Annotated in this window: 5 protein-coding genes; 1 reads left to right on the forward strand and 4 read right to left on the reverse strand. The window is 64.7% G+C overall.

Features of this window, described 5'->3' with window-relative positions:
• A partial coding sequence (locus VMR39_RS21810) for an efflux transporter outer membrane subunit (RefSeq protein ID WP_414712573.1) occupies positions 1 to 1,468 on the forward strand: 1,468 nt, incomplete at its 5' end.
• A 791-nt stretch (positions 1,469 to 2,259) separates the two neighbouring features.
• Here the strand turns inward: VMR39_RS21810 and VMR39_RS21815 are convergent.
• Genes VMR39_RS21815 through VMR39_RS21830 form a run of 4 tightly spaced genes read right to left on the reverse strand, consistent with a single transcriptional unit; the run spans position 2,260 to position 6,809 of the window.
• Complete coding sequence (locus tag VMR39_RS21815; protein ID WP_325419053.1) at positions 2,260 to 3,702, reverse strand: TolC family protein; 1,443 nt, start codon at positions 3,700 to 3,702, stop codon at positions 2,260 to 2,262.
• Positions 3,699 to 4,607 (reverse strand): HlyD family secretion protein, encoded by a 909-nt coding sequence (locus tag VMR39_RS21820; protein WP_024018729.1) that lies wholly within the window; start codon positions 4,605 to 4,607, stop codon positions 3,699 to 3,701. The genes VMR39_RS21815 and VMR39_RS21820 overlap by 4 nt, the downstream gene beginning before the upstream one ends.
• Positions 4,608 to 4,617: 10 nt before the next feature.
• Positions 4,618 to 4,830, reverse strand: a complete 213-nt coding sequence (locus tag VMR39_RS21825; RefSeq protein ID WP_024018728.1) for a DUF1656 domain-containing protein — start codon at positions 4,828 to 4,830, stop codon at positions 4,618 to 4,620.
• Positions 4,827 to 6,809: an FUSC family protein gene (locus tag VMR39_RS21830; protein ID WP_325419059.1), complete on the reverse strand. Its 1,983-nt coding sequence runs from the start codon at positions 6,807 to 6,809 to the stop codon at positions 4,827 to 4,829. The genes VMR39_RS21825 and VMR39_RS21830 overlap by 4 nt, the downstream gene beginning before the upstream one ends.
• Positions 6,810 to 6,879 lie beyond the last annotated feature (70 nt).

Here is a 6,879-nt window from a genome sequence, read left to right on the forward strand (position 1 = left end):
CATCCTTCCGCTGCTCCTTGGTGGATGTGTGGTCGGCCCGGACTCTTCCGGACCACCAGAGCTCGGCCAAGCCGCGCCGCGGCCGACATTCGTTCGTCAACCAGCGGATGCGTCGACCAGCGAGCCCGAACTCGCCGAATGGTGGACGACGCTGCAAGATCCGGTTCTCGATGAGCTCGAGCGGCGCACTCTTGTCGCGAATCCCTCGATTGATGTTGTGCAGGCCCGACTTCGCCAAGCCCGTGGGTCTGTACGCCAGGAGCGAGCAAACCGCCTGCCGACGGCTGGTGCTCAGGGCGCGGCCATATTTGCTGATCTTCCCGGGATCGATCTCCAGGCCAGTCAAGGAAGTACTCTACCCACACCTGTTCCGGCACCTTCATCCGCCCAGGATGCGGACACGTCTCTGCGTTTCTACAACCTTGGTCTGAACGCAAACTGGGAAATAGATCTCGCGGGCGGGCAGGTGCGAAAAATCGAAGCGGCAAACGCGCTGGCGGCGGCAGCGGCGTATAATGTTGCAGACGCAAAGGTTCAGCTCAGCGCTGAAGTCGCGCAGACCTATACCAATCTTCGTGACCGGCAGCAGCGCGCCGCTGCTTTTCGGGGAGGTCTCGACCTTCAGCGCCAGCAACTCGCCCTAGCCCGGCAGCGTTTCGGGCAAGGCACAATCCCGGCCTTCACTGTCGGCCAAGCGAACCGCGCGGTTCAGGCCACGATCAGCGATCTCGCCGCGGCCGATGCTGAGATCGAAATATATATGAATGCGCTAGCGGTTCTCGCCGGTGAAGCGCCGGGATCTCTCGATCCGCTATTGACGCCACGGCGCGATATCCCGATCCCCCCTGCGCGGGTGTCGATCGGAGACCCTTCGGCGCTAATGCGCCGTCGTCCCGACATCCGCGCTGCGGAGCGCAATCTCGCCGCCACAACCTCCCGGATAGGGGTCGCGGAAGCAGCTCGTTTTCCGAAAATCAGCTTCATGGGGATTCTCGGGATTGGCGGCACGTCCATCGGAGACCTGGTAGATCTGGGCAATATTTCCAACATCGCCGTCCCTCAGCTGCAATGGGGCTTGCTCGATTTTGGACGAACGTCAGCGGCGATAGCGCAGGCACGCTCTGGTCGCGATGAAGCCGAGGCACAATATAGGCAGGTAGTGCTCGGCGCGCTTGAGGACGCGGAGACGTCGCTTGCGCGCTTTGCACAGCAAAGGCGAAACGTCGCCGCATTTGCCGAAATCAAGCGGTCCGCAGATGAAGCGGCAACGCTGATGCGGCAGCGCTATGCGCGGCAGGTCATTTCGAGAGGCGACACTCTTGAGGCTGACCGCCAGCAGCGGCTTGCAGAGGCAAACCTGCACAGTGCGGTTGCGGCCCTCACCGCCAGCTATGTTGCCATACAGAAGTCGCTTGGACTGGGATGGACAGAAGCTGGGAGTCAAGCTTCAGCCCTTATGAGCAAATAATGATGGTATCTGTCCGGACTTGCCAATACAAGAATCGGCGGCCCTGCCCACCGCCAATGATGACTTTTGGCACAGGGCAACCCGCCTGTTCGGCATCCATCCTGCTGCCCTTGCGATTATACAGAGTTTCGCGGGGTAACGCGCCCCGGGGCGATTGCGATGTCTTTGACGGGGGTTGCCCCCGATAGGATGAAATACGGATTCACGACCGCATAGCCGGACGCAACATCGGACCGGAGACAACCACAGAGCAGTTTATCGGCCTCGACGTGTGATTGAATAGAATTTCTGTCCGACGAAGATCTATCCCGCGGGGAGTTGTCCTGACCGCGTATACGACCTTGTACCCGACAGACGGCATCACCCGCAGGCAGAAGATGGGGCCGCTTGTAAAACCAGCCAAGCTTACGACCTCACAACCATAGATCGACGAAGATCGAAATTGCCTTGACCGTGATGCGATTAAACAACCCACAAGTGCATCATTGGCGAGCATCGTGCCGAATTGGATATCCATGAGGCGAGACCAACCCCACCACATGATCAGGCTGCCGGGTGCCGAACACGCGCTTCGGCGATATCATTCGACGGGTTGGAGAACGGCGCCCGTCAAATCAGTTGATCGAGCAGCGGATCGTTCAATTCCCGCCACCATGGCGTCAGTTGCGGCGTGGAGGGGCACCGGGACCTGATCCGTCAGCACAAAGGATACCTATCGAGGCGGGGCTGCTCCTCTGTAATTCGGCCCCATCAAACATCCGCGGAGCGTACGCCTCGCGAAGGCTCGGTCATCATCGCCCCGCCATCGCTCCTTCCCAGCCGCCGCCGAGCGCAAGGAACAGCCGAACGCGATCCGAGGCGATGGACGCATCCGAGGCCGCCAGCGCTGCTTCGGCCGTGGCAAGGCTTCGCTGCGCGTCGAGCAGTTCAAGGCCTGTTCCAAGACCGCCCCCGGTTATCCGGGCCTGGAGCCCGGAAGCCCTCCGGCTCTCTTCGCGCGCGCGCCTGAGCTTTGCATTCTGGTCCAGATCACGGGCATAGGTGCTGAGGACCGTCTCGGTTTCGCGGAGAGCTGCGAGGACGCTGCCGTCAAATGCCGCCAGCGTCGCGCGCGCCGCTGCATCGCTTTCCGCGATCCGCGCCCTGGCGACGCGTCGGTTCGGGAAGGACCACGAGATGAGCGGGCCGAAGCTGAACCGCAACGCCGAATCGTCGACCAGCCCGCCCACGCTCCGCGAGGTCGTGCCGAGCGATGCGCCGAGGCTGACGCTCGGATAGAGGTCCGCCGTCGCCACTCCGATGCGCGCCGTCGCAGCCGCGAGCCGGCGTTCAGCTTCGCGGATGTCAGGCCGGCGCCGGATCAGCGCCATACCGTCGCCAATCGGCAGGGGGCGGTCGACGGAAGGGATGATCCGGCAGGTCGCGAGATTGGGCGGATAATCTTCGGGCGTCCGGCCGAGCAGCACGGCAAGACTGAATAGTGCAGCTTTGCGGCCTGCCTCGATCGGCGGCAGCGCTGCCTCGAGTTGAGCCAGAAGCGCGCGCGAGCGGGTAGCGTCGAGCGACGTGTAGAGGCCGGCGCGCACGCCTCTTTCGGTGAGGGCGAGGCTTTGCCGCTGCAGTTCGACCGAATGGCGCGCAACGGTCATCCGCGCGCCGGCCGCGCAGGCATCTCCATAGGCGCCGACCACTCCGGCCACGACCGTCGTGCGCGCAAGGTCATAGGCGGCGGCCTGCGCTTCCGCATCCGCCTGCGCGGCTTCGATCGTGCGCCGAATCCGGCCCACGACGTCGAGTTCATAGGATATGCCGACGCCGGCGTCGAATGTCGCATGGGTCCCGTTGGGCGAGCCGAGACCGAGATTGGACGGCTCGCCCACCGATACGCCGCCCGCCGTGGAAGTCTGGACGCCCGCGCCGGCCTCGACCTCCTGGACAATCGCGCGCGCGCGTTCGAGATTGGCCGCCGCGACCCTGAGGTCGGTGTTTGCCTCGATCGCTTCCTGGACGAGCGCATCGAACTGGGGAATAGCGTAGAGGCGCCACCAGCGCTGGGGCAAGGGTTCAGCCGAATAGGCGGGCGATTTTCCTTCGGCAAAGCTTGCGGGCCGATCCGAGATGCCTGCGGGCAAGGGCGGCGCCCGATAGCTGGGGCCGACCGTGCCACAGCCAGCGAGCATCAGCGCGCCCATCAGTCCGAGCGGCCTTTTCGTTCCGACGCGCCCCATCGTCATTCGCTCCGGCCGGGGCCGAGCGCATTTTCCGCGCCATTGAGCGTCACGGTGACCGTCCGGCCCGCGATCAGATCGATGCCGGGCGGCACCTTGTCGATGGCGATCCGCACGGGGATGCGCTGGGCAAGACGGACCCAGCTGAAGGTGGGATTGACATTCGCGAGTAGCGTTCCGGACGCGGTCGTCCGTTCGCGATCGTCAATGCCCGCCGATCGGCCTTCAACATGGCCAGAAAGCGGCCTATCCTCGCCCATTACCCGGATCGTGACGCGGACGCCGGGGCGGATGTGCGAAAGCTTCGTCTCCTCGAAATAGCCGGCAACATAGTAGCTGTCGGAATCGACCAGCGTCATCACGGGCTGCCCGGTGGCCGCATACGCGCCGGGACGGAGCGAGAAATTGGTGACGATGCCGTTGACCGGCGCACGCACCTCGGCGCGCGCCAGATTGATGCGGGCGAGATCGCGATCAGCGATCGCCTGGGCATAGCGTGCGCGGGCCTCCTCGGCGGTGGAGCGGCGGTCGTCACGTTGCTGTCCCGAGACGATATCAGAGAGGGCCTGATAGCGGCGGTTCTCCCGTTCGGCGGCGTTCAACGTTGCCCGTGCCGTGGCGACAGCGGCCTCGGCCTGCTCAACGGCATTGCGCAGCCGAACATGGTCGATGGTAAACAGGATGTCGCCGCGCCTGACCACCTGGTTGTCGCGAACGTGGACCTGCTCGACCCGGCCCGACACGTCTGCCGCGAGAGGGACCACATCCGCCCTGATCTTCCCGTCGCGCGTCTGTGGCGCGTAGGTGTAGTAATTATAGAGGTGCCAGAAGACGAACACGCCCGCACCCACCACCAGCAGGGTGAGCAAGGGCTTGAGCAGGCGGAGGAGGGTATCGCGATCTAGGGTCATGGCGGGCACTTCAGGATGCGGTGACAAGGCGTAGAGCCAGAAAGGCGGTGCCGGTCAGGATGAGGAACAGGGCGGTGTCGAACAGCGGGCGCTGCCAGACGAGGCGGTAGAAGCTGATGGACTCGAGCACCCGCGACAGCAGCAGGCGCATCGCGAAGCCGAGGATCGCGCAGAGGAGCAGCGGCGAAACGAACACGCCCGCGATGTCGATTTCGCCGATCATGTCGCCGGTACCCAGGCCGGCGCGCGCTCGAACAGGGCGATGCGCAGACCCGCTAAGGCATGAATGGCGCGGTCGGGGCGAGCGCCGGGCGAACCATCTCCCGGCCAGAGCGCATCAAGTGCTTCGTCGATGAGCGCGAGCAGACGGGACGACGGCTGCGGCTTGTCGAACTCGCTGCGGAGTTGATCGAGAACCCGATCCGTCGCCTGCCGCCCATCGGCGGGAAGCGCGTTGCCCATCGAGCGCAGGTCGGCGACGTTCGCGCCGACCCGCAGCCGGATGAGCAGGCCGGCGCTCCGCTCGATCTGCCCGGCTGCGGCAAGGCGCGCCGTCACCACCGAAATGCGGTCGAGCGCCCGCTGGACATAGCTGTCCCGCAACCGTCGGCTGGGCGACCGGCTCAGCCGCGCGATCTCGCGCGCTTCGATGCGGAGGACGCGCTGAAGCTGATGCTGCACGCCCCAGGTACGGAACAGGCCGGCGCCGAGAATGGCGGTGAATATGCCCAGCATGCTGGCGACGCTCGCCTCGACGAAGGTTCCGAAATCGGGCGGCGAATAATGGCCCTGGAGATTGATGTTGCTGAGCCCGAAGGCGAGGATTAGCGTCGCCATCGGATTGACGGCCGCCCAGACGCCCAGCGGCAGCATGAACAGGCCCATCATCAACGCAAAGGTCGAGAAATCGGCGGCGAGCGGGAGCAGGCCATAGCACAGGATCCCCGCCAGCAGGGTCGCTAGCAGGGCGAAACGCGCGAACATTCCGATCGCTCGGCCCGGCTCGTCGCCGCCACCGAAAAAGGCCAGCGTTACGGTGCCCAGCAGAACCGCGTTCGCGCCCTGATGCCAGCCCGTCGCATACCAGAGCCCGCAGAGGAGGGCGTAGGTTACGAGGATTCCCGCCGCGATCCGGGCAGCGTGATCAATGTCGGGGTTGAGCGGAAACGCCCGCGTCTCGCTGACTGTTCGCGCGAGCGCGGGCGCAAGCTTCGCCTTTCCGCTCAACGCCGCCTCGATCCGCGAAACTTCGCTCCAGAGCGTCAGCATTTCGGCCAGCATGTCGGCCAGCGCATCATGAATGAGCTGCTGCCACGCGCGCGCGTCACTGGCATCGAGCGGAAGCGCGCGCACGGCATCGGCCAGATCGGGTGGCGGTTCCGTACCGGCATCAAGATGGGCCCTGGCCGTGGCGAGAGAGGGTCGGAGGGCCAAGCGCTCCGCTTCGCCAAGGCCCGCGATGCGGCTGCCGATTGCGGAAAGGAGCGGGACCATGCGCAGCAGGCGTTGCTGGATCGCGAGCGCGTGCCGCAGGTCATCGCGATGGATCGTCGGATCGTAGCGCAGCGCTCCGGTCAGCTGTGACAGGGATGTGATGTCGGCCAGCGTCTTTAGCCGGTCATGCTCTCCTTGGGCGTCCGCCTCATGGCCATCAAGGACATCCGTCGCCCAGGTCTCGATGCTGGGCAGCCAGCGATGCAAGCGCGCGCGTAGCGCACCTTCAAGAGAACGCGGAGCGATCACGCCGTCAACGAGGGTCGTCGCGAGGATGCCGAGGGTGATTTCGCTGACCCGCGCCACAACGGTATCGAACATGATCTCCGGATGATCCACGCCGGCGACGGCCACCAGCATGAGCGTGATCGCGAAAAGCTGGAAGCCGTAGCTGCGCGGCGTGCGGTCGAGGAAAGAAATACCGAACGCCAGGGTTGCCACGATTCCCGACGCCGCGATCAGCAGCAGCGGCGCGCTCGCAAACAGCGCGACCATGGCAAGCGTGACGAAGCCGGCGCAGAAAGTTCCGGTGAACCGATAGACGGCCTTCGACCGGATCGCCCCGCTCATGGGGTTCATGCAGACGCAGCAGGTGACAAGTGCCCAGTAAGGATTGGGCAGGCCGATCCGCACCGCTATCGCGAATGCGATCATGCCCGCGACGAACAGCTTAACAGAGAAGATCAGCTGATCGGCGCTGACTTTCATCGGCCCGTCCGCGCCTGCTGCAGGAACTGACCGATCCGTTCCTCGAACAAACGCAGCGTGCGCGTCGTCG

Source organism: Sphingobium sp., assembly GCF_035511395.1.
Classification (GTDB): domain Bacteria; phylum Pseudomonadota; class Alphaproteobacteria; order Sphingomonadales; family Sphingomonadaceae; genus Sphingobium.